Source organism: Pseudogemmobacter hezensis, assembly GCF_013155295.1.
Classification (GTDB): domain Bacteria; phylum Pseudomonadota; class Alphaproteobacteria; order Rhodobacterales; family Rhodobacteraceae; genus Pseudogemmobacter; species Pseudogemmobacter hezensis.
This window is the reverse complement of sequence record NZ_JABJXT010000001.1, coordinates 53,108-78,920: the sequence shown is the minus strand read 5'-3', so window position 1 is coordinate 78,920 and position 25,813 is coordinate 53,108. Positions and strand designations below refer to the sequence as shown.

The window sequence follows — 25,813 nt, the reverse complement described above, 5'->3', positions numbered from 1 at the left end:
TGTCATGGTCAAAATAGCGACCATTTGCCTGGATTGAAGGGGGAAACGCGCCAAATCCGGGCCGATATCGGTTCGGCCCGCAGCGTAGCCCGCAGCGTAAAATGCCGCCCGTTCCCCGGAACTGCCTGCTTGCTGTGACCGGGCGCCTCTGCCGTTCATGTGCCGCCCCCCATCAGGCGCTGCGCAATGCGGCGCACCACGGGGGCCGCCTCGGCCTCGGTCATGCCGGGCCACATTTCCGGATCGTAAAGGATCTTCAGCATCAGCTCATCCTGGCGGGTCAGCAGCGCGAATTCCTCATCGTCATTGAAGATCGAGGGGCGGGCGCGTGGGCTGTCATTGGCCAGCCCCAGGCCTTGCGCGATTTCCTCATGATAGCAGGATTGGCGCAAGAGATCGGGATGCTCGGCCCGCACAACCGCCACCGCCCGGCGGTAATTGCCGCTGTCGCCGTCTGACAGCGCATAGACCAGGCAATAGGTTGTCGGCTGCATGCCGGTCACATCGGTCACATCCTGCGTGCTCAGCCCCGGCAGGGCGCTGCGCAGGGCGGGGCCAAGGGCCTCGCGCTCATCCTCAGAGACCACATAGAGGCTGAAATTGCCGCCCTGATCGACAAGGGTGATCGGGTGACGGGTCAGATCCGACAGGCGTTTGAGGTAAGAGGCGATCCGGGCGCGATCCGCAGCGCGGCGATCTGCGGGCACCGAGGCGCCGAAATGGATCTGAAAGCGGATCGGCACATCCCAGCGGCGCAGGATCGAGCTGGATTCCCCTGCTTTGAACGCGCCATCCTGGCGGCTGTATTCGTCATAAAGCGCGATGCGGATGAAGTTCTCTGCCAGGATCCTTGCGTCAAAGGGCGTGTCCTGGCCACCGCCATCGGTGCGCAACCGCCCCTGGGCCAACAGTGAGGCCTGGATTTGCGTGTAATAGGCCCGGATCGCGGCGCTTTTTTCGGTGTCAGCCGGGGCGGGGGCCGGGCTTGCCGGGCGCGGGGGCGGTGCCGCCATGCGCGGCATGCCCTGGTCGGGCAGCGTGGTGCAGGCAGTAAGGCCCGCCGCCAGCAAAGCGGCGGGCCAGAATTTCAGACCTGGGGTCCGGTTTTGGATCATGATTGCGACTGGCTGGGCGCGATCGAGCGGGCGCGGGCCGAAGCGAGGGTATCGCGCAGCTCGGTTTCCATCTTTTGCAGCTCAACCTCAGCCGCGGCGCGGCGGGCCTTGCCCTCATCGGCGATTGCGAGGCTTTCGTTGATGGTGGCGATCAGCGTCTCATTGGCGTGTTTCACCGTTTCAATGTCAAAGACGCCGCGCTCCATTTCCTCGCGCACAGTGCGGTTGGCCTGCTGCAGGTTCTCGGCGTTGGATTTCAGCAGCTCATTGGTCAGGTCATTGGCATCGCGGATCGACTCGGCGGCCTCTTTCGAGCGCTGGATGGTGACCGCCTGGGCCAGCTGCGTTTCCCACAGCGGCACGGTGTTCACCAGCGTCGAGTTGATCTTGGTGACCAGCGATTTGTCGTTTTCCTGCACCAGCCGGATCGAGGGCAGCGACTGCATGGTCACCTGGCGGGTCAGTTTCAGATCATGGACGCGGCGTTCCAGATCGTCACGCGCGGCGCGCAGATCGCGCAGCTCCTGGGCGCGGATCACCTGATCGTTTTCGGGGGCGGCAGCGACCTCGGCCTCTTTGGCGGGGATGTCTTTCGCATCCACCTCTTTCAGCCGTGCCTCGCCCGCCGCGATGTAAAGGCCCAGCTCGTCATAGAAGGCCAGCGTTTTTGCATAAAGCAGATCAAGCGATTTGATGTCTTTCAGCAGCCTGGTCTCATGGCCCAGCAACTCGCCGGTGACCTTGTCGATCTGGCTTTGCACATCCTCATATTTCGCCACGAAATCGGCGAAGGGGGCGGCGCGGCCCAGAAGACGCTCCCACCAGGAGGATTCGCGGCGCAGATCCAGCTCTGAGGTTGAGAAGCCGCGGATGGTGGTGACGATCTTGCGCAGGCTGTCGCCCGCCGGGCCGACATCCTTGTTCTTCACATCCTGCAGCATCTCCTGGCTGATGACCTGCAGCTCGGCCTGGGCTGCAGAGCCGAAAGAGATGATCGACTGGGTATTGGTCAGATCCAGCTCTGCCATCCGCTTTTCAATCGCGGCGGCCTTGTCGGGGCTGGCGGCTTCCAGGGTCACGACCTCGCCGGTGGGCTCGGGCAGGATGACGGCGGTGACCGCTTCGACCTCGGCCAGGGTTGCTTCGGCAGCGGCGCGGGTGGTGTTCTCATTCGACATGGCAGAGGGCCTTATGGCTGGGGCGTGGGGATCCCGCAGGATCCGTTGACGCGGGGAATTCTAACGCTGGGAATTCGGGGTTTCAAATTTCAGCCGGTCACGCAGCACCGAGATCTCGATATCGAGATTGTCGCGGTCATTGCCCAGCAGGTTTTCAGAACGGGTGGCGAAAGTGGTTTCCAGATCGGTCAGCAGCGCCTCATAATCGGCGCGGGCCTTTGGGTCGGGGCGGATCGCCCAGAGATCGGCGAATTTCGCCGTCGCATCGCGCGCGCCCTCAAGATAGACGGTCAGATAGCGCCGCGCGGCGGTCAGATCGCCTGGATCTTCCTCGACGCGCTGCATCAGGCCGCGGGTCTGGGCGATGAAACGGTCGACCCGGGCCTCAAGCTGGCGGTCTTTGGCGCGCAGGATCGCGTCTTTCATCTGCGAAAGCGTCTTTTCCGCCCCGGCCAGCGCCCGGGCGACGCGGTCGGTCTGGAAGCGGTCGATCCCCTCCATGCCCTTGTCGGACCAGGGATCAAAGCCGAAGGCGCCGATATGCAGCGCCGCGCCTGCGAGGCCGAAAAGCACCGGGTAAAGCGAGACCCCGTGCCCGATCAGCCCGCCGGTAAAAAGGGCCGCGCCCGTAGCGATTGCCCCAAAGAGGATGCGCGGCACGGCGGGGCGGCGGGCCACCTTGCGGGCGGCGAAGGCGGCGCGGGCGCGCATCCCCTCACGCGTGAGCCAGGCGGCCAGAATCAGCAAGCCGCCCGCGATCAGGTCCATCAGCATCGCGCCAGGTTCGTCGCCAAAGGCAGGGAAGAGGAAGGCGAAAGCGGTCAGGAACAAAAGCGTGGCCCGCCAGCCGCCCCGGGGGCGTTCAGATCCGGGCGCGGCGCGGGGGATGGGCGGCATCGCGCCGGATGTGGCGGGGCTGCGCTGACCGCTGCCTTGACCGCCGCCTTGACCGTCGGGGCTGTATTTTCCGCCAAAGCGCTGTGCGGCCATCAGATGCCTCCCGATCCGGCGACGTAGAAGACAAGGGCGATCAAAAGCGCGAGCGACAGGGTTCGCAGGCCGGATTCGGACATTTGTGGTTCCGTTTCAAACGGTCGGTTGTGATGATCCTAGCGAATGGAGAATGCGCTTTCCAGCACAAGAGGCGGGGAATGCGCGGGAATCTACCATTTGCCTGTCAGCGCGGCAGCGGCTGTGGCCTGAGGGGGGCCTGAGGGGGCTGCCGCTGCCCCCGGGGCGTTCCTCGGGCAGAGCCTTGGCCAGCCCGTGCCCGTTCGCGTTCCTGCACCCGTTCCCGTTCCCGTACCCGGGCTGGCTTTTGCCATATTGGGACGGCGGTTCAGCCTTTGTCGCTGTTCAGTCTTTGTCGCGGGGCGGCCTGCTGCGGGGTTTGCCCGGTGCCGTTTCAGGGGCAGCATTACGGGTGCTGACCTTGCGCGGGGCGCGGGGCTTTGCGGGGCCAGGCTTGCGGGGGGATGCCCCATCCGCATTGCCTGCGCCTGCGGCGGCGTTGCGCGGGCGTGACGCGCCCGTAAAGCCAGAGGCCGGCTTTGCGCCAGCCGAACCGCGCCCGAAGCCACGGCCAGACTCACGGCCAGTATCACGGCCAGACTCTCGGTCGGCATCACGATTACGGGAAAAATCATTTCCTGCATCGCCGCGTGACGGCCCTCGTTTGGCCCGGGATGTGGCGGCACGGGGGGCGCTGCGCTCGTCGCTTTGTGCGGCCCGCAGGCTGCGGGCGGCCTGAGCGCCGGACATGCTGCCGCCTGCGCTGCGTTTGGCGGGTGCGCCCGCGCTGCGGCTGCCTGCGCCGTCGTCACGCCCCTTTGGCGCGCCAAATTTGCTGCTGCGGCTGCCCGCGCTGTCACTATAGGTGCGCTCGCCCGCCGGACGCCCTGCCGGGGATTTGCCGCCCGCTGCTCTGGCGCTGTCGGGTTTTCCGACGCGAACGCGGGTCAGGGCGGGGCGGGCGCGGGCGGTGCCGACCGGCCTGCCGCCTGCCGATTTCTCGCCCTCGGCCTCGATCTCGCCCAGCTGGTCGCGCAGCACGCGGGCCTTGACCTCTTCGACCTGGCCCGGCTCCAGATCGCCCAGCCGGAACGGGCCGTAAGAGACCCGGATCAGGCGGTTCACGTAAAAGCCGATCGCGTTCATCGCGCGGCGGATCTCGCGGTTGCGGCCTTCGCGCAGGCCGACGGTCAGCCAGGCATTGGCGCCCTGTTGGCGATCAAGGGTGACCTGCATCGGCTTGAACCGCTCACCATCGACGGTGATGCCTTCGCGCAGGGGGGCGAAGGCCTGATCTTCGGGCCGGCCATTGACGCGCACCCGGTATTTGCGCAGCCAGCCGGTCGAGGGCAGTTCCAGCCGCCGTTTCAGCCCGCCGTCATTGGTCAAAAGCAAAAGCCCCTCAGAGTTGAGGTCAAGCCTGCCGACCGACATCACCCGGGGCATATCTTCGGGCAGGTGGTCAAAGACCGTATCGCGGCCCTTTTCGTCCGAGGCGGTGGTGACCAGCCCCTCGGGTTTGTAGTAAAGCCAGAGCCTGGCTTCCTCTTCCTCGGGAAGGTGGCGGCCTGATACGGTGATCCGGTCGGCGGAGGTGACATTCAGCGCGGGGCTGGTGATGATCTTGCCATTGACGCTGACCTCGCCTGCCTCGATCAGACGCTCGGCCTCGCGGCGCGAGGCGACGCCCCGGCGCGACAGCACCTTGGCAATACGCTCGCCCTCGGGTGCCGAGTTGTCCTGACGGGTGCCAGGAGGGGTTGTTTTCTCGGACATGGGGGGCGACCTTTTCGCGTATGGGAAAACGCCGGGGGGATCTCCCCCCGGACCCCCGAGGATATTTCAGGACAGATGAAAGGACAATGCGGCGTGGTCTTCCAATCTTACATGGGGCTGGCCCTGGATGAGGCACGGGCGGCAGGGGCGCGCGGCGAGGTGCCGGTGGGCGCGGTTCTGGTGGCTCCGGGCGGCGAGGTCGTGGCCCGGGCCGGAAACCGCACCCGCGAGCTGTCAGACCCGACCGCGCATGCCGAAGTGCTGGTGATCCGCGCCGCCTGTGCGGCTTTGGGGTCTGAGCGTCTGCCGGGCCATGATCTTTACGTGACGCTGGAGCCATGCCCGATGTGTGCGCAGGCGGTGTCGGCGGCGCGGATTGCGCGGCTTTACTATGGGGCGGGCGATCCGAAATCAGGGGGCGTGGCGGTGGGGGCGCGGATATTCACGCATCCGCAATGCCACCACGCGCCCGAGGTCTATGACGGTATCGCTGCCCGCGAGGCCGAGGTGCTGTTGCGTGAGTTCTTTGCCGGGCGGCGCTGATCAGCCGATTCTCTCTGGCGTGATGGTGCTGGCCCGATCAACGGCGCGTTGAACATCAGGCCGCAGATCATCGGGCAAGGCCGGATCGCGGGCAATTTCGAGACTGCGCTTGGCTGCCAGGATGCTGTTCAGCCAGTCGGCGAAGGGGGCGGCGAGCCCGGGGCGGTTGGCCACGAGCGCCCGGCACGCGAGTGTGTCGTGCCGTAAACACAGGCCAATCTGCTGAAGAAAGACCAGAAGGGCTGCGCGCCCAAAACCGGGATCGGCAAAAAGATCCTCCAGCGCAGTGGTGACCGCATTCAGGGGGGCACCGCCAACCAGCAAGGTCTCGGCCAGGCCAATCAGCGTTTCAATTCGCTCCGGATAGGAGCCGGGCTTGCGGCAACCCACATGCCGCAGCATCAGCCGTGCCCAACGGTCCATCAGGTCGCATTGAGCAACCTCGGGAAGCGGGGGCTTTGCCGCCTGCGCTATGCCAAAGCGCCGCAGCTCTGTGCCGACCTCGACATAATCGACCCGGATACCCTGCGCTATCAGTTCCAGATAGCGGGGCAGGAACGCGGTCAGTTCGGCGCTGTTCTTCGGCAACTCATGGGCAGAGTTGGAGTATTGGCAGATCAGCTCTGGTGAAAGGGCGCTGACCGGGGTGCTGCGCATGGCATCGAAGGTCTCTTTCGAGACGCAGAGCGGGCAGGGGCAGACCTTAAGGTCATGCGGCAGATACCGTGGCGCTGCCGCATAGGCATCGGCAATCACCGCAAGCAGTTCGTCACGCCAGGGCGAGGGGCGATGGTGGGGATTTCCTGCGCCATCGTTAAAAGCTGATCGGGTCCAGCACCTCAGGCTCGATCACCTCGACACCGGGGGGCAGGCCTGCCCGCAGCGCATCGGCGTTTTGCGCCAGCAGCGGGAAGGTCTTGTAATGGCAGGGAATCACCCAGCGGAAGTTGAAGTATTTCCGCGCAGCCCAGGCGGCACGCTCCATATCCATGGTGTAATGGCCGCCGCAGGAGAGGATGCCGATCTCGGGGTGATGCAACTCGCCCATCCAGGCCATATCCGCCATGATATCGGTATCGCCCGAGACATAGATCGTCCGGCCCTCGCCTTTGATCATGAAGCCCGCCGCCGATCCTGCACGCAGCAGCGCCCCCCCGCCAAAATCGACCGAGGCCGAATGGGTGGCGTTCACCATCGTCACCTTCGCGCCGCCGCAGTCGATTGTGCCGCCCTTGCCAAAGCCGATGGTCGTGGCCCCCTGGCCGTTCAGCCAGACTGAGGCCTCATGGATACAGGCGACCGGGACACTCAGCTCTTTTGACAAAGCCGCCGCATCCGCTGCGTGATCACCATGCGCATGGGTCAAAAGGATATGGGTCGCGCCCGCCAGCGCCTCTTCGCGCCGGGTGGCGGGGAAAACCGGATTGCCGCTGAGCCAGGGATCGACCAGCAAAACCGCCTCTTCGATTTCGATACGAAAGCCGGAATGCCCAAGCCAGGTGATTTTCATCCCAATTTCTCCACATGATTTCCGGGTGACAGGATCGGGGGGCGCACGCGGGTGCATGGATCAGGCGCATGGCCCGGTCCCGCATGGCCCCGGGGGCGCAATATAGGCGCAGCACATCGCAGTTTGCCAGCTTTCCGCGCAGAGGTCTTTGGCGACAGGCGAAAGAAAGCGCATCACCGGGGGCGGATGGCGGCCCGGTGATGTCTCGTTGTTGCCTTTGCCTTGCGCAGCCAAAGCGCCGCCGTTAAACGGGGCGCCAAGCGTCAGGAGGGTCTGATCCATGTCCATCGACATTGATACCGCACGGAAAGTGGCGAAACTCGCCCGGATCCGTGTTGAGGAAACTGCACTTCCGGGTCTGGCCCGGGAATTGTCCGGCATTCTCACCTTCATGGAGCAGCTCAATGAGGTTGATGTCTCGGGCGTCGAGCCGATGGTCTCGGTCACGCCCATGCGCCTGCCGCGCCGCGCGGATGTGGTGACTGATGGGAACATTCAGCCGCAGGTTCTGAAAAATGCCCCCGAAGCCCGCGAAGGCTTCTTTGCCGTGCCGAAGGTGGTGGAATGAGCGCGAATTCCGAACTCAACAGCTGGACGATCGAGAAGGCGCGGGATGCGCTGCGTAAAGGCGAGATTTCCGCCGTTGATCTGACCATGTCCTGCCTGACGGCGATTGATGCGGGCGATCAGCTGGGCGCATTCGTGCATAAGACGCCCGAGATTGCGCTGGAACAGGCGCGGGCGGCGGATCAGCGCCTGAAGGCGGGCGATGCGCCCTCTTTGTGCGGCATCCCGCTGGGGATCAAGGATCTTTTCTGCACCAAAGGCGTGAACAGCCAGGCGGCCTCGGGGATCCTGGAAGGGTTTAAGCCGGAATACGAATCCACCGTCACCACGAAGCTGTTCGCGGATGGCGCGGTGATGCTTGGCAAGCTGAACATGGACGAGTTTGCCATGGGCTCGTCGAATGAGACCTCGGTCTACGGGCCTGCGGTGAACCCCTGGAAGGTGGATGAGCGTCAGCTGACACCGGGCGGCTCTTCGGGCGGTTCGGCGGCGGCGGTGGCGGGCGATCTGTGTCTGGCGGCAACCGGCACCGATACCGGCGGCTCGATCCGCCAGCCTGCGGCTTTCACCGGCATTGTGGGCATCAAGCCGACCTATGGCCGTGTCTCGCGCTGGGGGGTGGTGGCCTTTGCCTCCAGCCTCGATCAGGCCGGGCCGATGACCAAATCGGTGCGGGACGCGGCGATCTTCCTGCAGTCGATGTCGGGCCATGATCCGAAGGATTCGACCAGCGCCGATCTGGCAGTTCCCGATTTCGAGGCCGCCCTGACCGGGGACATCCGTGGCAAAGTGATCGGCATCCCGAAGGAATACCGCCTTGACGGTATCCCGGCAGAAATCGACGCGCTTTGGGAGCAGGGCATCGCCATGCTGCGTGACGCGGGCGCCGAGGTGCGCGAAATCAGCCTGCCGCATACCAAATACGCGCTGCCCGCCTATTACGTGATCGCCCCGGCAGAGGCCTCTTCGAACCTCGCCCGCTATGATGGCGTCCGCTATGGCCACCGCGCCAAACTGGGGCCGGGCGATGGCATCACCGAGATGTATGAGAAAACCCGCGCCGAGGGCTTTGGCCCCGAGGTGCAGCGCCGCATCATGATCGGCACCTATGTGCTGTCGGCAGGCTTCTACGACGCCTATTACAACCGCGCCCGCCGCGTTCGCGCCCTGATCAAACAGGATTTCGAGACGGTCTTTGCGGAAGGCGTTGACGCGATTCTGACGCCTGCGACGCCATCCTCGGCCTTTGGTCTGGGCGAGATGACGGCGGTTGACCCGGTTGAGATGTATCTCAACGACGTCTTCACGGTGACGGTGAACCTTGCCGGGCTGCCTGGTGTCTCGGTTCCGGTCGGGTTGGATGCAAAGGGCCTGCCACTGGGCCTGCAGCTGATCGGCAAGCCATGGGATGAGGCGGGGCTGCTCAATCACGCCTATGTGCTGGAGCGCGCGGCGGGATTTGTAGCCAAGCCGCAAAAATGGTGGTAATCGCCGCCTGAAATGAGCCAGTCCTGCTGCGCTTTTCCGGCCTTGCCATGTGGCGGGCGGCGGCGCAGCGGGCGGCTTTGCCGTAACAGATGAGGATATGATGATCCCGCGCTGGCAGATTCTTCCTGGGCTTTCCTCTCTTGGAGTGGTCGTGCTGGCCGCCTGCACGCCCTCGGTTCCGGAATCAGGTGTGCCTGGCGTCGGGTTTCAGGATTACAATTCCTACATCCGTGACAATTATCAGCGCGGCAATTCGGCCGGGCTGCCCGGCGGTGCAGCGGGGCAGGGGCAGACGCCTTTGGCGGCGACACCGCCTGCGGCCAGCACCGGCTTTGACCCTTCGGCCGCTGCCGCCGCGATTGATCGCGCCGAGGGTGGTTCGTCCGCCCCGCCGCCTGCGATAATCACCAATCCGGATGCGGGCGTTCAGGGCGCCGCGATCCTGCCCTATAACAGTCTTGGCTCGGATACGGGTGCCACAAATACGGGTGTGCGCCCGCGTGGCGGTGCCCCGGCCGGGATCAAAGAGGAAAGCGGCGAGCTTGCCCATTCCAACCCCTCGATCTCGGATGAGAATGATTTCAACGCGGTTGCTGCGCGTGAAACCATTGCCTCGGATGCTGACCGGATTGCCCGCAATCGCGCGGAATATGTGGTGATCCAGCCCGGTGCCCTGCCGGTGCGCCAGGGCGAAAGCGGCCCGAATATCGTCGAATATGCGCTGGCCACCAATAATGCGCCCGGTGTTGCGATGTATTCGCGGGGGCGCAGCTCGAAAGATCCGAATATCGCCTGTGCGAAATATACCTCGCCCGATCTGGCGCAAGAGGCGTTTCTGGCCGCAGGCGGCCCCGACAAGGACCGCCACGGCCTTGATCCCGATGGCGACGGTTTCGCCTGTGGCTGGGATCCGCGCCCCTTCCGCACCGCCCTGCAGTGAGCGCAGAGATTGACGCCGCCGCCTTCCCCTCGCCGAATTTTGGCGAGCGGCGGGGCGGGGTGCGCCCCTCGCTGATCATTATCCATTATACGGCAATGGAAAGCGCGGATCTGGCGCGGGAACGCCTTTGCGATCCTGTGGCCGAGGTTTCGGCGCATTGGCTGATCTCTGAGAGCGGCGCGACAGAGGCGCTGGTGCCGGAAGAGGCCCGCGCCTGGCATGCCGGGCGCAGCCATTGGCGCGGCATTTCCGATGTGAACAGCCATTCCATCGGCATCGAGCTGGCCAATCCCGGCACCCACCCCTTTCCCGAGCCGCAGATGGCCGCGCTTGAGGATTTGTTGCGCGGCGTAATGCAGCGCTGGCAGATCCCCCCCGAGGGGGTCCTGGCCCATTCCGACATCGCGCCTGATCGCAAGATCGACCCCGGCCCCCGCTTTGACTGGCAGCGGCTGGCACGCCAGGGGCTGGCCTTCTGGCCGCAACAGATGGATGCAGCCGGTGATTTCCGCGCAGCCCTTCTGGCCTATGGCTATGACCCCGAGGCCTCGGACGCGGATCTTCTGCGGGCCTTCCGTCTGCGGTTTTACCCGATGGGGCAGGGGGCGATTTCAGCAGCGGATCTGAGGCTTGCGGCTGGCTTGCAACGATTCCCCGTTGACCCGCCCGCGCCCGGGGCATAAGTCCCCCCTCGCACGGATGGCCGGATGACCGCGGGGGATGCTTTGCATCGTGCCGAGGAAAGTCCGGACTCCATGGAGCAAGGGCGCCGGGTAACTCCCGGCCGGGGTAACCCGAGGGAAAGCGCAACAGAGAAGAGACAGCCCTGATCCGGGCCATTGGTTCGATCAGATCAGGGTGATGGTGAAACGGTGGGGTAAGAGCCCACCGCAGTCCTGGCAACAGGAATGGCATGGCAAGCCCCGCCCGGAGCAATGCCGAATAGGGGCCTCGCGCGGGTCCGGTCGGGTTCGCCCGATACCGCCGCAGGGATGCTTCAGCCCGAGAGGCCCGGGTTGGCAGCTGGATCCCGTCCGTAAGGGCGGGGGCAGATGAATGGTCATCCAGGGCGGCCCCCTTGCAAAAGGGATCAGCTGCCTGGACAGAATCCGGCTTACAGGCCATCCGTGCACGTTGCTTTTATCAGATGCTCTGGCCTCTCAGGGCCGCGCCGGGGCGTCAGGCCCAGGCGTCAGATCTGGAAATGCAGATGGTCGTCGTGGCGGGCCGCGCGGCAGCCCTGGAACCTGAATTTCTCTGACGAGAGGTTAAGGGATTCGCGCAGATGCGGTTCGATGAAGATCTTTTCGACCCTTGCATCGCGGGCCAGCCAGTTCAGCGCGGCGCGCATACGCTCGGGCTCGGGCCTTGCGTTGCGCATCAGGGGCTGCAGCCAGGCCAGATCCCACCGCAATGTCAGCGCAGCTGGCGGGCACTGATGCGGGCCGTCCTCAAAGGCGAAATATCCCAGCGGCGAGCGCGTCACCCCCGCCAGATAATTGCCCTGCGCATCCATATAGTAGAGTGCCAGATCCAGCTTGCGTCCATCCGCATGTGACAGATGCGGCAAAAGCGGGAAACCGTCGAGGAACGGGAAATTCCCGTCGAGAACCAGGGTAATGGTGCCGGGATAGGCCGCGCCCATATGCTGCGCCAGGTCTTCAGCGGTCTGTGCCAGCTCTGGCGTCACGTAATTGCGGGCGGTGGCGCAATAGAACCAGGACTGCATCTGCAGGGCTCCATCAGTGCCACATTGCAGCGGCACCCTGCCAAACTGCGGCGCCACCTGCTGCGCCAGCATCAGCCCGGCAAGATAAAGCGCCCCGAAAGCCCCCAGCCGCCCGATCCTGCCGATCCTGCGAAAGCCGAGGCTGATCAGCCAGGCCAGCCCGCCGATCTGGGTCAGGGCGGTCAGCGCAAGAAGGATCAGCGAATGAAGCAGGAAAGGCAGCAGCGGGAAATCTCCGACCCTAGTCACCCCGGGAGAATATCGCGCATTTTCGGGGAACGGTAAGTCCGGGTTTCGCCCGGGCATGAAAAAACGCCCCGAAGGGCGTTTTTCCGATCTGTTCTGCAGGCTTACTGATCGAGGAAGCTGCGCAGCTTGCGCGAGCGCGAGGGATGCTTCAGTTTGCGCAGTGCCTTGGCCTCGATCTGACGGATCCGTTCGCGGGTCACGCTGAACTGCTGGCCAACCTCTTCCAGCGTGTGGTCGGTGTTCATGCCGATGCCGAAACGCATCCGCAGCACGCGCTCTTCACGCGGGGTCAGCGAGGCCAGAACGCGGGTCGTGGTTTCCTTCAGGTTTTCCTGAATGGCGCTGTCCAGCGGCAGAACCGCGTTCTTATCCTCGATGAAGTCACCCAGCTGGCTGTCTTCCTCATCGCCGATCGGCGTTTCCAGCGAGATCGGCTCCTTGGCGATTTTCATCACCTTGCGGACCTTCTCAAGCGGCATCTGCAGCTTTTCGGCCAGCTCTTCCGGCGTCGGCTCGCGGCCGATTTCATGCAGCATCTGCCGCCCGGTGCGGACCAGCTTGTTGATCGTCTCGATCATATGGACCGGGATACGGATCGTGCGGGCCTGGTCGGCAATAGACCGGGTGATCGCCTGACGGATCCACCAGGTCGCATAGGTCGAGAACTTATAGCCGCGGCGATATTCGAACTTATCGACCGCTTTCATCAGGCCGATGTTCCCTTCCTGGATCAGGTCCAGGAACTGCAGGCCACGGTTGGTGTATTTCTTGGCAATCGAGATCACCAGGCGCAGGTTGGCCTCGACCATTTCTTTCTTGGCCTGGCGGGCTTCTTTCTCGCCCTTTTGCACCTGGTTCACGATGCGGCGGAATTCACCGATATCGACGCCGACATATTGGCCGACCTGGGCCATATCGGCGCGCAGCTCTTCGACCTTTTCGCGGCTTTTCTCGATCAGGGTCTGCCAGCCACGCGCGCCTTTGGCGGCCATGCGGTCAACCCAGGAGGGGTCCAGCTCATAGCCCTGATATTCGGCGATGAATTCCTGGCGGTTGATGCGGGCGGCATCGGCCAGTTTCACCATGCCCGAATTGATCGACATGATGCGTTTGTTGATGCCGTAAAGCTGGTCGATCAGCGCTTCGATCCGGCTGTTGTTCAGATGCAGTTCATTGACCAGCAGCACCATCTCAGAGCGCAGCTTCTGATAGGCGCCCTCTTCCGAGGTCGAGAAGCGCGCAGAGGACGACATGGTCGCCGCCATCCGCTGTTCCTGCATCTCTGACAGTTCGGCGTAATTGGCGGCGATCTGTTCCAGGATCTCCAGCACTTTGGGGCGCAGCGCGGCCTCCATCGCGGCCAGCGACATATTCGAGCCGTCGTCATCCTCGTCATCGCTGTCTTCGCGCATGATCGGATTGCCGTCGGCGTCGAGTTCCGGCTCAGAGGACGAGCGGCGCGGGGCAGGGCTTTCGCCACCGGCCGCAACCACGCCCATCTCATCCAGCGGCGGGCCTTCGAGATCCTCATCGCCGTCGAGATTGCGGCCGAAGGTGGCCTCAAGGTCGATCACGTCGCGCAGCAGGATCTCTTCGGACAGAAGTTCGTCGCGCCAGATGGTGATCGCCTGGAAGGTCAGCGGGCTTTCGCAAAGCCCGGCGATCATCGTATTGCGACCGGCCTCGATCCGTTTCGCAATCGCGATCTCGCCCTCGCGCGACAGCAGTTCAACCGAACCCATCTCACGCAGATACATGCGCACCGGATCATCGGTGCGGTCCAGCGTTTCGCTTGCCGGGCCAGCCAGCGCCACCTCGCGCGAGCCGGGGCCCGCAGAGGGATCCATCAGCTCGGATCCGGTGCCGCCGTCATCGGCCTCTTCGGCCTCATCATCCTCGACGACGTTGATGCCCATTTCCGAAAGCATCGACATGACATCCTCGATCTGGTCGCCAGAGACCTGATCGGGGGGCATCACGCTGTTCAGCTGCTCCATCGTGATATAGCCGCGCTCACGGGCGTCGGCGATCATCTTCTTGACGGCAGCCTGCGACATGTCGAGCGAGATATCAGCCTCGTCGCCATCCTGCTTTACGTCGTCGTTTTCCTTGAGGGCCATGGATGCTCCTGTGGGGATGGTGCGAATCGCGTGGGTTTAAATCGAATCAATAACGCGAATCACAGCGGGGAAAAGGGCGAATCATACGAATCAGTCGCGTCTGGCCTTGCCACCGGCACTGAAATCAATCGAATCGAACAATTTATGACGTCTTTCAAGCTCTTCACGGTCCAGCTCTACGCCATTGGGCGCGATCACTGATTCGGTTTTCTGTTCCTGCGGGCCACGGCTTGCCGCCACCCGCGCCTCTGCCGCCTTTGAAAGACGCCAGGTCAGCCCCTCATCGACAAGGCCACTGAGATCCTCGACCGCCTCGGCCAGTTCAATCCGGTGGCCACGATCGGCCTGCAGACGCGCCAGAGCCTCTTCGACGCAGGCGGCGGCGAAATCGGCATCGGCTTTGGGCTGCAGACCGGGGTTAGAGCGGACATGGTTACTGCGCATCAGTTCGTCAAGAAGGCCAGGGCTGTCGCTTTCGATCAAAGCCCGGCAATCATCCGCATGGGCATGGGTCAGGATCAGATTGCGCAGCCGGAAATGCGTCTCATTGCTTAACTCCAGCCGCTCAAGATCGCTTTCAAAACGTGAGATCAGCGCCGGGAAACGCATCAGGATCGCCAGCGCCACCGCCTCACGGATCCCGTCAGAGATGCGGCTGGGGTAAAGCAGATCCGCCTCATGCCCGGCCAGCGCCGAGTTGCGGGTGGCATCGGTTGCGGGCAGGGGGGGCGGCACGAATTTTCCGCCCCGCATCTGGCCGCGGGGGCCTGGCTGCCAGGGGCGCCCGGGTGTGCGCTGTGCCGGGCGGCGGCCCTGGCGAAACAGCTCCCACCTGAGTTCCTTGATATCCTCGCCATAATGGGCGCGGATCGAGGGGTCCTGGATGCGCTTCAATGCCTCGCGCAGCTTTTTGTCCAGCGCGGCCTTGCGTTCGGGGCTGTCAAAGACCTGGCCTTCGGTTTCGCGGTTCCACAGCAGCCGCACCATCGGCTGCGCGTCCTGGATCACCGCCGCCACCGCCTCGGGCCCTTTGGCGCGGATCAGATCGTCGGGGTCCATGCCCTCAGGCATCATGGCAAACCGCAGGCCCTTGCCCGCCTCAAGCAGCGGCAGCGCCAGATCAATCACCCGCAAAGCGGCGCGGATCCCGGCCTTGTCGCCATCCAGCGCGATCACCGGCTCATGGCTGATGCGCCACAAAAGCCGCAGCTGATCCTCGGTGACGGCGGTGCCAAGCGGCGCGACGGCGGCCTGGAACCCCGCCTCGCTGAGCGCGATCACATCCATATATCCCTCGCCCACGATCAGCGTCTGGCCCTTGCCTGCCGCCTCACGGGCGGGGCCGTGGTTGAAGAGGTTGCGGCCCTTGTCGAAAAGCTCTGTCTCGGGGCCGTTCAGGTATTTGGCCGGATCGTTCGGGTCCATCGCCCGGCCGCCAAGGCTGATCGCCCGGCCGCGCCCGTCGCGGATCGGAAAGATGATGCGGTTGCGGAAGCGGTCATAGGGCTCTTTGCCCTTGCTTGAGGTGGCGCAAAGACCGGCCTCGACCAGCAGTTCTTTGGCGATCCCCTTGCCGGTCATCGCCTGGAACAGCCCCGACCAGCCATCGGGGGCAAAGCCGATTTCCCAGCGGCCCTGGGCGGCCTCTGACAGGCCACGTTTGGCCAGATAGGCGCGGGCATCTGCGGCGGCCTGGGTTTTCAGCTGCAGGCGGAACCATCGGACCGCCTCTTCCATCACCTCAGACAGCTGGCTGCGTTTGTCGGCGATGGCGGCGGCCTTGGGGTCGCGCTCGGGCATCTGCATCCCGGCCTCAGAGGCCAGAACGGCGACCGCCTCCATAAAGCCGAGGTTCTCGCTTTCCTTGATGAAGGTCAGCGCGTCGCCTTTGGCGTGGCAGCCAAAGCAGTAATAGAATCCCTTGCGGTCATCGACGTGGAAGCTGGCGGATTTTTCCTGGTGGAAGGGGCAGGGCGACCACCAGTCGCCCTTGGCCATATTGGATTTGCGCATATCCCAGGTGACCTTCCGCCCGACAACGGCAGAAAGCGAGACGCGGTTGCGCAATTCATCAAGGAAACCGGGCGGCAGGCTCATGGTGTGAATATGGGGCCAGCCGCGCCGGGATGCCAGAGCAATCCGTCAGGCGGGCGGGGCGTAAAGGTTACGTTAACCAAACCGCCAGTAAGCCGTGGGTCTTGCCCATGCCCCCGGCTTCCTGGCCGATCAGAACAGCCCCAGCTGATCGCCTTTGGCAAAGGGCACCCGGAACAGATCGCAGCGAAGGGGGGGCTGGGGCGCATCCAGCCCCAGTTTTGCCGCAGCCCGGCGGAAACGGTCAGCGATCAGCCGCGACCAAAGCCCCTCGCCGCGCATGCGCTTGCCGAAATTCGCGTCGTAATCCTTGCCGCCATGCATCTCGCGCACCCGGTTCATCACCTTGGCGGCGCGGCCCGGTTCTGCGCGTTCCAGCCAGTCGCGGAAGAGGCCCGCAACCTCTTGCGGCAGCCGCAGCGAGATCCAGCTGGCACTGGTCGCGCCCGCCTCATGGGCGGCCTGCAGCAAGGGCTCGATCTCGTGGTCGGTCAGGCCGGGAATCACCGGGGCCAGCATCAGCCGCACCGGGATCCCCGCCTCGGACAGGCGGCGGATGATCTGCAGGCGGCGCGCGGGCGCGGGCGCGCGCGGCTCCATCCGGCGGGCAAGACCTGCATCCAGCGTGGTGACCGAGATCCCGACCCGCACCAGCCCCTGCGCGGCCATCGGGACCAGAATGTCGATATCGCGCTCGATCAGGGTGCCGCGCGTGGTGATCGCCAGCGGATGGTTGAAGGCCGACAGCACCTCAAGCACCTCACGCGTCAGCCGCCTGGCCCCTTCGGCGGGCTGCCAGGGGTCGGTATTGGTGCCAAGCGCCATCGGCGCCACCTTGTAGGATTTCGAGCGCAGCTCGCGGTCAAGCGCCGCGCCGATCCCCGGTTTCGCGGTCAGTTTCGTCTCAAAATCCAGCCCCGGCGAAAGGTTCAGATAGGCATGCGAGGGCCGCGCATAGCAATAGACGCAGCCATGCTCGCAGCCGCGCCAGGGATTGACCGAGCGGTCAAAGGGCAGATCGGGCGAGCTGTTGCGGCTGATCGCCGATTTGGCGGGCTCATCGCTGATGGTGGTCTGGATCAGGCGGTCTTCCTCGGGGATGTCCCAGCCGTCATCGACCGCCTCATGCTGCACCCCCTCATAACGGCCGGTGGGGTTTTGCACGGCGCCCCGGGCGCGGATGCGCTGGCCCGGCAGCATGCCTGGGGGCAGGGGGGCGGGCAGAGAGGCAGGCAGAGGGGCAGGCATGGGGGCCGCATCGGTGCAGGGCTGCGCCATGGCGGTAACCGGCTTTTGGGCAGCGGCAGAGATCTGTCGGATTGCGGGCAAGGTTTCATCCCCCGGGGCCTGGTCGTTGCGGCAGTCGTAATGTGAACAAAGATAGAACAAACCTGACCGGATGGGAAGCCTATCCGCAGCGACGTCGGCTTTCTCTTCGCGCATGTCGCAAACGACTTAGTGAAGGCGTCGCTTTCGGATCATGGAAGAGACAAAGAACCCCCAGGAGCGGAGCGCATCATGGCTGATGACGACGAAATCATCCTCTCGGAACTGCCCGATGACGAATTGGTCCTGCAAATGCATGACGACCTTTACGACGGTCTGAAGGAAGAGATCGAAGAGGGCACAAGGATCCTGCTGGATCGCGGCTGGACGCCCTATGATGTGCTGACCAAGGCGCTGGTTTCCGGCATGAAGATCGTCGGCGATGATTTCCGCGACGGCATCCTGTTCGTGCCCGAGGTTCTGCTGTCGGCCAATGCGATGAAATCGGGGATGACCATTCTGAAGCCCCTGCTGGCGGAAACCGGCGCGCCGCGGATGGGCAAGATGGTGATCGGCACCGTCAAAGGCGACATCCATGACATCGGCAAGAACCTGGTTGCGATGATGATGGAAGGCGCGGGTTTCGAGGTGGTTGATCTGGGCATCAACAACTCGGTCGAGAAATATCTCGAGGCGCTCGACAGTGAAACGCCGGACATCCTTGGCATGTCGGCGCTGCTGACCACCACGATGCCCTATATGAAAGTGGTGATCGACACGCTGAAGGAAAAAGGCATGCGCGAGGATTACATCGTCCTCGTCGGCGGTGCGCCTTTGAATGAGGAATTCGGCAAGGCCATCGGGGCCGACGCCTATTGCCGCGACGCGGCGGTGGCGGTTGAAACGGCAAAGCAGCTGGTCGCACGGCGGCACAACCAGCCCGGCGCCTGACAGCCCGGCGCTTATGATCGCGCAGATGTGAAACGGGCCCTGATGGTTTGGCGGCGGATTTACAGTGAATTCGCCGCGAAATCCCGGGTCCGCTTTTATTTCGGGCTTGCGGCGGGCGGTCTGACGCCCCAGTTTGAGCGCAGGGGGAATGATCTATGCCTTTGACGTCATTTCTTGGACTGATCGCTTTCGTTATCTGCGCCGCCGGGCTGACGATCCTGTTTGCCTTCTCGCTGGGGGTGCCGATGTCGCTGGTGGCCTTTGTGGCGCTGGCGGGCAGCCTGTTTCTCGGCCTGCGGCAATGGCGCTGAGGCTGTGTAACATCTGGCCAGGCTGATGTCCGGCGCAGCGCTGCCCTCTCTTCAACCGGTGCAGGATGTTTCGGGGCATGCGAGGCTGGCGGATAAGATCCTGCTGATCGCCTGCGGTGCTCTGGCGCGTGAGATCCTGGATCTCAAAGAGGCCAATGGCTGGGCGCATCTCGATCTGCAATGCCTGCCCGCCAATCTGCACCTCTGGCCTGACCGGATTACTGAGGCCGTTGCGGCGGCGGTGCAGCAATACCGCGCCGATTATGCGCAGATCTTCGTCGTCTATGCCGATTGCGGCACGGGTGGCCAGCTGGCCTCAAAATGCGCCGAGCTGGGTGTAGGCATGGTCGAAGGCCCGCATTGCTATTCGTTCTTTGAAGGAAATCAGACCTTTGCGGCGCGTGCCGAAGACGAGTTCACCGCATTCTATCTGACAGATTTTCTGGTGCGCCAGTTCGATGCCTTTGTCTGGAAGCCAATGGGCCTGGATCGTCACCCCGAATTGCGCGACATGATTTTCGGCAATTATGAGAAGCTGGTCTATCAGGCGCAGACCGAGGATGCTGCGCTTGACGCCAAAGCACGCGAATGCGCCGCCCGGCTGGGCCTCGCCTATGAGCGCCGTTTCACTGGCTACGGGGACCTCAGGGGGGCATTGGCGGCATTGGCGCCCCCGCATCACATCCCATGAAATTCACCAGTTTCTGAGCTTCGTCATGGACGGGCCAGGCTCTGGTTCCGGTCTGGTCAATTGCGAAAGTGATTAAGGCAAAAGACGCGGATCGCCGAGGCAAGGCCTTCGCCTGGGCGGCGGCTTTCATCAATCTCGGAAGCGAGGGCATTGACGGACAGATTGCGTCGGGCGGCTATAGTCGTGAAAGCCTGCCAAAACTCAGCCTCCAGCGTGACGCTGGTGCGATGGCCGCGCAATGTGAGCGAGTGTTTCTCTGGTCCTGCATGCATCAGATGAAGATGGTAGCAACAGTTCCAGGCGGCGACCAGCCGGAGTTTTCTGAAAACTCCGGCACGGAACCTTGTAAGGTTCCGTTACGATTTTTTGAAAAAATCGTTTCAGGACAGGCGGCGTATAGGTTCACGGTTGCAGAAGATGACAAACTGGCCGGCATTTTCGATGACCGGATACCCTCGTCTCTGCATTTCGGCGAGGAAGAAGCCGCAGCCAACGAAGCGATCAATGTCACGTATCTTGCGACGAATGACGCCGCCGCTGCGGGCTTCCTGTGAAGAGAACAGGTGCAAAAGCCAGGCGTCCCGGCTCAGGTGATTTGGCAGATTGTCCATAAGGCAGGCCCTCCGGTAGCGAGCCTGCCTTATGGATGGTTAAATCTGTATTACGCTTCGCCCGGATTCTCTTCACGTTTATGGGCATCAAGCTTTTGGGTGGCCTTATCGATCCGCGCTTTGCCCAGATCCCGCTCGGCCTTTGTCTGACCAAAGCGGGCTGCATTGGCGTCAGCCTGAAGCCGCTTTTCCTGGCGGGTACGCTCTTTGCGCAAGCGGTTCAGGTTGACGATCTCTGCCATGCCTCAGCCTTTGGGGCCGATCATGTCTTCGGGGCGCACGATACGGTCAAAAGTCTCGCCATCGACAAAGCCGAGCGCTATCGCCTCTTCGCGCAGCGTCGTGCCGTTTTTATGCGCGGTTTTGGCGACTTTGGTTGCGTTGTCATAGCCGATGGTCGGCGCCAGTGCTGTCACCAGCATCAGCGATTCCTTCATCAGCTTTTCGATCCGGGCGGTGTTCGCTTTGGTGCCCACAACCATATTGTCGGTGAAGGAGCTGGCCGCATCGCCCAGCAGCTGGATCGACTGCAGGACGTTATAGCTCATCATCGGGTTGTAGACGTTCAGCTCGAAATGACCCTGGCTGCCCGCAAAGGTCACCGCCGCGTCATTGCCCATCACATGGGCGCAGACCATGGTGAGAGCCTCGGCCTGGGTCGGGTTCACCTTGCCTGGCATGATCGAGGAGCCTGGCTCATTCTCTGGCAGGATCAGTTCCCCCAGACCCGAGCGCGGGCCAGAGCCGAGCAGCCGCAGATCGCTGGCGATCTTGTAAAGCGAGCCCGCGACGGTTTTCAGCGCGCCAGAGAAGAAGACCATCGCGTCATGCGCGGCCAGCGCCTCGAATTTGTTCGGCGCGGTGACGAAGGGCAGGGCGGTGATTTTGGCGATCTCGGCGGCGACGGCTACGTCGTAGCCCTTGCGGGTGTTCAGTCCGGTGCCAACCGCAGTGCCGCCCTGGGCCAGCTCATAGATATGGGGCAGGGCGAGTTTGACCCGCTCGATCCCGCGATCCACCTGGGTCGCGTAGCCAGAGAATTCCTGGCCCAGCGTCAGCGGTGTAGCATCCTGGGTATGGGTGCGGCCAATCTTGATGATGTCTTTGAACTCTGCCGATTTCGCCCAGAGCGCTTTTGCCAGTTTCTCCAGCCCCGGCAGCAGCACGTCGCGGGTATGCATGCCGATGGCGACATGCATCGCGGTCGGGAAGGTGTCGTTCGAGGATTGACCCATATTCACGTGGTCATTCGGGTGCACGGGCTTTTTCGAGCCCTTTTCGCCGCCCAAAATCTCAATCGCGCGATTCGAGATCACCTCATTGGCGTTCATATTCGACTGGGTGCCAGAGCCGGTCTGCCAGACCACCAGCGGGAAGTTGTCGTCGAATTTGCCGTCGATCACTTCCTGCGCGGCCTGGGCAATCGCACCGAGCAGATCTGCAGGCAGATCGCCCTGGGCTGCATTGACCGTCGCCGCCGCCTTCTTGATCACGCCAAGTGCGCGGATGATCGGCACCGGCTGCTTTTCCCAGCCGATCGGGAAATTGATGATCGAGCGCTGCGTCTGCGCCCCCCAGTATTTGTCGGCGGGAACTTCCAGCGGGCCAAAGCTGTCAGTCTCGGTGCGGGTCTCGATACGGGTCGCAGTCATGCGTGCCTCCTGCAGATTCTCGGTCCATGCTGTAGCGCAGCAATGCAACGGAAATCAATCAATATGCCAGATTTGTATGCCATTGTATGCAGATCTCTGACCCATGCAGACCGGGCAGTCTGGCCAGTGCCGCTGTCCGGATACAAAAAAGCACCCATCAGGGTGCTGCTTTGTCAGTCGGTTTCCATCAGGCAGGGCCCAGGATCAGATTGTTCAGCTGACTGGCCGATCAGGCGCCCCAGCTGCGCACGACCCCGCAGTCCATATGAACGAAGTCAGAGCGGGAATAGCGCCCCACACCACCAGCTGCGCAGGCCGCAGCCGCACGTGCCATTTGCCCGACCGAGCGCGATTTCAGCCGCAGATCTGCCGCCTGGCCCACGAGGTGCAGCGAATTCTTTGCAACGCCGCCCGATTGCGACCGCAGCATCGCATTGGTTTTCGGACTGCGATAGCCCGACAGCAGCATATAGGCCTCAGACACATCCATCAGGCGATGCGCGGCAGCCATGATATCGACATTGCGCGGATCCATCTGCTTGGTGTCGCCGGTGCGCCAGTCGCGCATGAAGTGGTTAATCTCAGCCATAACCTCGGGGATATATTTGCCTTCGACCCAATAGATGGTGTCGATGCTTTCCCCGGTGCGGCCCGAATACATCCGGATGCGGCGGATGTCGCCGGCGCCCTTCAGCAGGCCAAAAGCATTGGAATAGGTGGGCGCGGCAATAACAGCGGTTGCTGCAAAAGCGCCCAAAAGCCCGCGACGCGAGAGAAGGTTCGAGGTTTTCTGCATCATAGCCTGTCCCGTTTTCGTCTGTCGACTGCCTGAGCGGCAGTTTCTCCTGCCCGTTCATCACCCGGAGGCATCACAGAGGAATACACCACTTGTGGCGCCATGCCGACCGCCCTTTCTCTATTGCACATCATGATTCGAAGCCCAAGCACAGATTGCCCATCAACGGCTATTCAATCGGCAATAAGCAAAAATTCGCTGAACAACTGCGTTGCCACAGGCGTTGCGCTGTTGCAACTGTGTCCAAAAAACGGCGGCCATTCTGCTTCGCGGCGGCAATATGGCGGCAGGCGGACGGGAATGTGAGTGGACACGCATTCAAAATAGCTGAATCTGGCGGAACACCAGAGTTTAAGCAGGTTTACGAGGTTAAAGATGCGCATTTCACAACCGAATCCCAATGCGAAACGGGATCTTCGGGGGGGGATTCGTCGCCTGCTGTCATCGGTTGCGGTCGGTGTTGTGCTGGTGGCTTTTGCCCCGGCAGCAATCGCAAAAAACACAGCATTTTCTCAATCTCTGGCGGTGGCCGCCGCAGATGATGCGGCGCTTGCAGGCTGGTATCAGCAGCGCGGCTATCAGACGCTCTGGACCGGGGCCGAGGATGCGCCCCGCCGCGCCGCTTTCTTCGCGGCCCTGGAAGCCGCAGCCGATCACGGCCTGCCGGTGGCACGCTATGATCTGGCGGGCCTGCGCCGTGCGCTGGCCACGGCGCAGACTCATGGCGATCTGGGCCGCCTCGAAATCCGCATGAGTCGCGCCTATCTCGACTGGGCCAGCGACATGAGTGCGGGGGCGCTGATTCCGGCGCAGATCGACAAGACCATCGTGCGGGAAATCAGCCGCCCGGACCCGGTCCTGCTGCTGGACCGGATGGCCGCTGAACAGGATACGGCTGCAGTGCTGCGCAGTTTCATCCCGACCTCGGATGTCTATGTGCAGCTGATGAAGGCCCGTTTCGATCTTGAGGCAGAGATGGCATCGGGCGGCTGGGGAAATCCGGTTCCCAGCGGCCCTCTGGTCCCCGGCGATCAGGGCGAGCGGGTGGTCGCTTTGCGCGACCGTCTGATTGCGATGGGCTGGATGCGCCCGAATGCAACCGCCGTCTATGACCGCTCGTTGCAGGCGGCCGTGATGACCTTCCAGAAGGCGCATGGCTTGCCAGCTGATGGCGTCGCGGGCGGCGATACCCTGGCCGAGCTGAACAAAGGCCCCGAAGAGCGGATCAAATCGGTGCTGGTCGCCATGGAGCGCGAGCGCTGGCTGGATATCGACCGCACGGGCCGGATGATCTGGGTGAACCTGCCGGATTATTCGACCGAGATCATCGACGACGGGCGGGTGACCTTCCGCACCCGCTCGGTGATCGGGCGTGAGGATATGGATCGCCGCACCCCGGAATTTTCCGACATGATGGACCATATGGTCGTCAACCCGTCTTGGGGGGTGCCGCGCTCAATCATCGTGGGGGAATATCTGCCGCTTTTGCGCTCGAACCCCAATGCGGTCAGCCATATGCAGATCGTGGACAGGAATGGCCGCGTGGTCTCACGCGGGTCGGTGAATTTCGCCTCTTACACGGCGCGGACCTTCCCCTTTGGCATGCGCCAGCCGCCGGGCGACAATAACGCGCTTGGCAAGGTGAAGTTCATGTTCCCCAACAAGCACAATATCTATCTGCATGACACGCCCGCCAAGGCGCTGTTTGCCCATGACAAGCGCGCCTATAGCCACGGCTGCATCCGCCTTGCCGACCCCTTCGATTTTGCCCATGCACTGTTTCGCACCCAGTCGCCTGAGATTGAGGCCGAGTTCAATCAGACGCTGAAGGGCGGGCGCGAAACCCCGGTCAAGCTGCAGGTGAAAGTGCCGATCCATCTGGTCTATTTCACCGCCTATCCCGAGGGCAAAGGCGTCATGGGCTATCGCCGCGATGTCTATGGCCGCGACGCGAAACTGTGGTCGGCGCTGAGTGCCGAAGGGGTGGTCGCGCAATCGGTTTCGCAGTAGATATCTCTTTGGGCCGCCACATAATGGCGGGGCCCCAGGCGGTTTGGCCGGGGCGGTATCCGGGGATAACAGAGAGGCGCAGCGATGACCCATCACAGCATCGGTGAGATTGCAGCCGCACTTGGCGCAGAGGCGGCGGGCGATCTGTCGCTGACGGTCAGCGGCGCGGCAGAGCCGCATCTGGCAGGGCCTGCGCAACTGGCGCTGGCGATGGATCCGCGTTACGCCGCGAAGCTGGGCGAGGGCGCCGCTTTGGCCGCCGTTGTCTGGCCGGGGGCCGACTGGCAGGCTTTGGGCCTGAAGGCGGCGATCTTTGCGCCGCGCGGGCGACTTGCGATGGCGGGGCTGACGCAGATGCTGGATCCGGGGCCTGAAATTGCCCCGGGCGTTCACCCGATGGCGATTGTCGATCCGTCAGCGCAGATCGGGGCTGGGGCGCATATCGGGCCCTTCGTGGTGATCGGGCGCGGCGTGGTGGTCGGCGAGAATGCCCGGATCGCCAGCCATGTCTCGATTGCCGAGGGGGCGCAGATCGGCCCTGACGCGCTGATCCTGCAAGGCGCAAGGATCGGGGCGCGGGTTCGCATCGGGGCGCGGTTCATCTGCCAGCCCGGCGCGGTGATCGGCGCGGATGGGTTTTCCTTCGTCACGCCTGAGAAATCCGGCGTCGAAGAAATCCGCGAAACACTGGGCCAGCGCGATGTCCTGAATGCCCAAAGCTGGACCCGCATCCACTCGCTGGGCAGCGTGGCGATTGGCGATGATGTCGAGATCGGCGCGAATACGACGATTGATCGCGGCACCATCCGCGACACCTCTGTCGGGCGCGGCACCAAGCTCGATAACCTCGTTCATGTCGGCCATAACGTGCAGATCGGAGAGGATTCGCTGATCTGCGGCCAGGTGGGCATTGCGGGCTCGTCGAAGATCGGCAGCCGGGTTGTGCTGGCCGGGCAATGCGGCGTCAGCGACAATATCTTCGTTGGCGATGATGTGATCTGCGGCGGCGGCACCAAGATCTTCACCAATGCGCCTGCCGGGCGGGTGCTACTGGGCTATCCGGCGGTGAAGATGGAGAGCCATATCGAGATCCAGAAGTATCTGCGCCGCCTGCCGCGCCTGGCGGCCCGGGTCGCCGCGCTTGAGGCGCAGCTGATGCCGTCAGATGCTGCCCCCGATGGTGATGCAGACTGAGCGGCACCGCG

General features: G+C 63.3%; 25 protein-coding genes and 1 other RNA gene. 12 read left to right on the top strand and 14 right to left on the bottom strand.

Annotated elements, in window-relative coordinates:
* Positions 1–155: 155 nt before the first annotated feature.
* From HOY34_RS00375 to HOY34_RS00360, 4 genes are all read right to left on the bottom strand, one after another.
* Positions 156–1,115, bottom strand: a complete 960-nt coding sequence (locus HOY34_RS00375) for a DUF2927 domain-containing protein (RefSeq protein ID WP_172359335.1) — start codon at positions 1,113–1,115, stop codon at positions 156–158.
* The gene (locus HOY34_RS00370; RefSeq protein WP_172359334.1) at positions 1,112–2,293 is read right to left on the bottom strand and encodes a toxic anion resistance protein; all 1,182 of its coding nucleotides are present in this window, start codon (positions 2,291–2,293) and stop codon (positions 1,112–1,114) included. The genes HOY34_RS00375 and HOY34_RS00370 overlap by 4 nt, the downstream gene beginning before the upstream one ends.
* A gap of 60 nt (positions 2,294–2,353) precedes the next feature.
* Entirely contained in the window at positions 2,354–3,283 is a 930-nt protein-coding gene (locus HOY34_RS00365) for a 5-bromo-4-chloroindolyl phosphate hydrolysis family protein (protein ID WP_172359333.1), read from the bottom strand.
* Positions 3,284–3,649: 366 nt separating this feature from the next.
* Positions 3,650–5,080: a pseudouridine synthase gene (locus HOY34_RS00360; RefSeq protein ID WP_172359332.1), complete on the bottom strand. Its 1,431-nt coding sequence runs from the start codon at positions 5,078–5,080 to the stop codon at positions 3,650–3,652.
* Between the two features lie 75 nt (positions 5,081–5,155).
* On the opposite strand from HOY34_RS00360, the gene HOY34_RS00355 reads away from it, so the two are divergent.
* Positions 5,156–5,623 (top strand): nucleoside deaminase, encoded by a 468-nt coding sequence (locus tag HOY34_RS00355; protein ID WP_253944104.1) that lies wholly within the window; start codon positions 5,156–5,158, stop codon positions 5,621–5,623.
* Here HOY34_RS00355 and HOY34_RS00350 read toward each other — a convergent pair whose 3' ends face one another.
* Together HOY34_RS00350 and HOY34_RS00345 are read right to left on the bottom strand one after the other, a co-directional pair.
* Positions 5,624–6,280: a hypothetical protein gene (locus HOY34_RS00350; protein ID WP_172359331.1), complete on the bottom strand. Its 657-nt coding sequence runs from the start codon at positions 6,278–6,280 to the stop codon at positions 5,624–5,626.
* Positions 6,281–6,437: 157 nt separating this feature from the next.
* Positions 6,438–7,133: a metal-dependent hydrolase gene (locus HOY34_RS00345; RefSeq protein ID WP_172359330.1), complete on the bottom strand. Its 696-nt coding sequence runs from the start codon at positions 7,131–7,133 to the stop codon at positions 6,438–6,440.
* Between the two features lie 280 nt (positions 7,134–7,413).
* On the opposite strand from HOY34_RS00345, the gene gatC reads away from it, so the two are divergent.
* From gatC to rnpB, 5 genes are all read left to right on the top strand, one after another.
* Positions 7,414–7,701: an Asp-tRNA(Asn)/Glu-tRNA(Gln) amidotransferase subunit GatC gene (gene gatC, locus HOY34_RS00340; protein WP_172359329.1), complete on the top strand. Its 288-nt coding sequence runs from the start codon at positions 7,414–7,416 to the stop codon at positions 7,699–7,701.
* A complete protein-coding gene (gatA, locus tag HOY34_RS00335; protein WP_172359328.1) occupies positions 7,698–9,188 on the top strand; it encodes an Asp-tRNA(Asn)/Glu-tRNA(Gln) amidotransferase subunit GatA in 1,491 nt (496 codons plus the stop codon). The genes gatC and gatA overlap by 4 nt, the downstream gene beginning before the upstream one ends.
* Positions 9,189–9,288: 100 nt before the next feature.
* Positions 9,289–10,128, top strand: a complete 840-nt coding sequence (locus HOY34_RS00330) for a hypothetical protein (protein ID WP_172359628.1) — start codon at positions 9,289–9,291, stop codon at positions 10,126–10,128.
* Entirely contained in the window at positions 10,125–10,811 is a 687-nt protein-coding gene (locus HOY34_RS00325) for an N-acetylmuramoyl-L-alanine amidase (protein WP_366926886.1), read from the top strand. The genes HOY34_RS00330 and HOY34_RS00325 overlap by 4 nt, the downstream gene beginning before the upstream one ends.
* A gap of 12 nt (positions 10,812–10,823) precedes the next feature.
* Positions 10,824–11,261: RNase P RNA component class A (rnpB, locus tag HOY34_RS00320), an RNA gene on the top strand.
* Between the two features lie 59 nt (positions 11,262–11,320).
* Here rnpB and HOY34_RS00315 read toward each other — a convergent pair.
* The 4 genes from HOY34_RS00315 to HOY34_RS00300 all read right to left on the bottom strand — a co-directional run bounded on the left by HOY34_RS00315 (position 11,321) and on the right by HOY34_RS00300 (position 17,520).
* Positions 11,321–12,106, bottom strand: a complete 786-nt coding sequence (locus HOY34_RS00315) for a hypothetical protein (protein ID WP_366926885.1) — start codon at positions 12,104–12,106, stop codon at positions 11,321–11,323.
* Between the two features lie 101 nt (positions 12,107–12,207).
* On the bottom strand, positions 12,208–14,226 hold the full coding sequence (gene rpoD / locus HOY34_RS00310; RefSeq protein ID WP_172359327.1) for an RNA polymerase sigma factor RpoD: 2,019 nt from the start codon (positions 14,224–14,226) through the stop codon (positions 12,208–12,210).
* Between the two features lie 90 nt (positions 14,227–14,316).
* Positions 14,317–16,323 carry a DNA primase gene (gene dnaG / locus HOY34_RS00305; RefSeq protein WP_172359326.1) on the bottom strand — a complete coding sequence of 669 codons (2,007 nt, stop codon included), beginning with the start codon at positions 16,321–16,323 and terminating at the stop codon, positions 14,317–14,319.
* A 129-nt stretch (positions 16,324–16,452) separates the two neighbouring features.
* Complete coding sequence (locus HOY34_RS00300; protein ID WP_172359625.1) at positions 16,453–17,520, bottom strand: PA0069 family radical SAM protein; 1,068 nt, start codon at positions 17,518–17,520, stop codon at positions 16,453–16,455.
* Between the two features lie 318 nt (positions 17,521–17,838).
* On the opposite strand from HOY34_RS00300, the gene HOY34_RS00295 reads away from it, so the two are divergent.
* The 3 genes from HOY34_RS00295 to HOY34_RS00285 all read left to right on the top strand — a co-directional run bounded on the left by HOY34_RS00295 (position 17,839) and on the right by HOY34_RS00285 (position 19,539).
* The gene (locus HOY34_RS00295; protein ID WP_172359325.1) at positions 17,839–18,537 is read left to right on the top strand and encodes a corrinoid protein; all 699 of its coding nucleotides are present in this window, start codon (positions 17,839–17,841) and stop codon (positions 18,535–18,537) included.
* A 155-nt stretch (positions 18,538–18,692) separates the two neighbouring features.
* Positions 18,693–18,848 carry a hypothetical protein gene (locus HOY34_RS00290; RefSeq protein ID WP_172359324.1) on the top strand — a complete coding sequence of 52 codons (156 nt, stop codon included), beginning with the start codon at positions 18,693–18,695 and terminating at the stop codon, positions 18,846–18,848.
* A gap of 25 nt (positions 18,849–18,873) precedes the next feature.
* A complete protein-coding gene (locus HOY34_RS00285) occupies positions 18,874–19,539 on the top strand; it encodes a DUF1638 domain-containing protein (protein ID WP_172359323.1) in 666 nt (221 codons plus the stop codon).
* Between the two features lie 56 nt (positions 19,540–19,595).
* Here the strand turns inward: HOY34_RS00285 and HOY34_RS00280 are convergent, their stop codons facing one another.
* Positions 19,596–19,811: a ribbon-helix-helix domain-containing protein gene (locus HOY34_RS00280; RefSeq protein WP_172359322.1), complete on the bottom strand. Its 216-nt coding sequence runs from the start codon at positions 19,809–19,811 to the stop codon at positions 19,596–19,598.
* Between the two features lie 3 nt (positions 19,812–19,814).
* Between HOY34_RS00280 and HOY34_RS22365 the strand changes: the two genes are divergently transcribed.
* Positions 19,815–20,093, top strand: a complete 279-nt coding sequence (locus HOY34_RS22365) for a hypothetical protein (protein WP_172359321.1) — start codon at positions 19,815–19,817, stop codon at positions 20,091–20,093.
* A 107-nt stretch (positions 20,094–20,200) separates the two neighbouring features.
* On the opposite strand, the gene HOY34_RS00270 is transcribed toward HOY34_RS22365, so the two are convergent.
* The 3 genes from HOY34_RS00270 to mepK all read right to left on the bottom strand — a co-directional run bounded on the left by HOY34_RS00270 (position 20,201) and on the right by mepK (position 22,601).
* On the bottom strand, positions 20,201–20,392 hold the full coding sequence (locus tag HOY34_RS00270) for a DUF4169 family protein (protein WP_172359320.1): 192 nt from the start codon (positions 20,390–20,392) through the stop codon (positions 20,201–20,203).
* 3 nt (positions 20,393–20,395) lie between these two features.
* Positions 20,396–21,802, bottom strand: a complete 1,407-nt coding sequence (gene fumC, locus HOY34_RS00265) for a class II fumarate hydratase (protein ID WP_172359319.1) — start codon at positions 21,800–21,802, stop codon at positions 20,396–20,398.
* 229 nt (positions 21,803–22,031) lie between these two features.
* Entirely contained in the window at positions 22,032–22,601 is a 570-nt protein-coding gene (mepK, locus tag HOY34_RS00260; protein WP_436644938.1) for a peptidoglycan L,D-endopeptidase MepK, read from the bottom strand.
* 372 nt (positions 22,602–22,973) lie between these two features.
* On the opposite strand from mepK, the gene HOY34_RS00255 reads away from it, so the two are divergent.
* Together HOY34_RS00255 and lpxD are read left to right on the top strand one after the other, a co-directional pair.
* The gene (locus tag HOY34_RS00255) at positions 22,974–24,608 is read left to right on the top strand and encodes a L,D-transpeptidase family protein (protein WP_172359318.1); all 1,635 of its coding nucleotides are present in this window, start codon (positions 22,974–22,976) and stop codon (positions 24,606–24,608) included.
* 84 nt (positions 24,609–24,692) lie between these two features.
* Positions 24,693–25,802: a UDP-3-O-(3-hydroxymyristoyl)glucosamine N-acyltransferase gene (gene lpxD, locus HOY34_RS00250; protein WP_172359317.1), complete on the top strand. Its 1,110-nt coding sequence runs from the start codon at positions 24,693–24,695 to the stop codon at positions 25,800–25,802.
* Positions 25,803–25,813 lie beyond the last annotated feature (11 nt).